The 885-nt window shown below is 56.7% G+C and carries 2 protein-coding genes; one reads left to right on the top strand and one right to left on the bottom strand.

Annotated elements, in window-relative coordinates; all coding sequences use genetic code 11:
• A partial coding sequence (locus EXE45_RS20845; protein WP_206750491.1) for a hypothetical protein occupies nucleotides 1-186 on the top strand: 186 nt, incomplete at its 5' end.
• A gap of 7 nt (nucleotides 187-193) precedes the next feature.
• Here the strand turns inward: EXE45_RS20845 and EXE45_RS19850 are convergent.
• Nucleotides 194-885: hypothetical protein (locus EXE45_RS19850; RefSeq protein ID WP_158294307.1), on the bottom strand; the 692-nt coding region annotated here is incomplete at its 5' end.

Here is an 885-nt window from a genome sequence, read left to right as displayed (position 1 = left end):
AAGACGTGGGTGCTCCGTGTGTTCGCAGCGTCAGTCATCTGCTCAATTGCTGTCCTCGGCCTCGCAACGCTCGGGTGGGTCGGCTTGGTCGTCGGTGGGGTGTTCTCAACAGCCGTCATCGGCGCTGTCCTGCTCTGGACAGTCGCAGAAATGATTGAGGATGGCCTCTCACACCCTGAATCCTAAACGTGGGCTACGCAGCAGTCGTCCAGGCGTATTGTTCGTAAGCGGGATCATCTGTCGGCTCTCCACCCGTCTCTGTGTCTCTGGTCGTGGATCGTGTCTCGATCTGTGAGGGATCAATAGCGATGGATACCTCGATCTCGGTTTGTGGGAGATTGTTGTTTGATGGCGTGATCCGATGCGTGGCTTCTTGAACCTCGTACTGGAGGGGGTTCACATCTGCCGAGACACCTGAACACGCGGGTGTTGCGCTGACACGGTCATATGGGCGGACCATTGGGGCCAACGAAAGCGTCATTGAGCCACCTGAAACCTCGTCAAGTGCCTGTTTGAGCTGTGACTTTGCCTCCGTCTCCAAACGCCCTGCGATTGTTGTCTTGGAGGTGTCTGACTCTGTCAGTTCTCCCCCGTACCGTTCAACGAGCGGGGGGTACGTTGCGACAGCCTCGGGGTATGAACTGCTGAACGGTGACTCAACAGATAACGGGCCAACAGTAGCGAGATTCTTCGTCGCGCCTTTTAGTCGGAGGGCGTTGAATGGACGCATCTCGTACAGACAGTTGTTCGCGATGACCCGTGGTGTGCCTGCTGACTCGGGTGTGAGATCATACTGCTGGCTATCTGCGTTGACAGCACGGAGCACAACCCCACTTTTCCCATCGGGTTCGAACCATACGCGAGCGTCAGTTACATCCGTCACCA

The sequence above is a fragment of the Halorubrum sp. SP9 genome (assembly GCF_005435015.1).
Lineage (GTDB): Archaea > Halobacteriota > Halobacteria > Halobacteriales > Haloferacaceae > Halorubrum > Halorubrum sodomense.
This window is presented reverse-complemented; position numbering and strand designations above follow the sequence as displayed.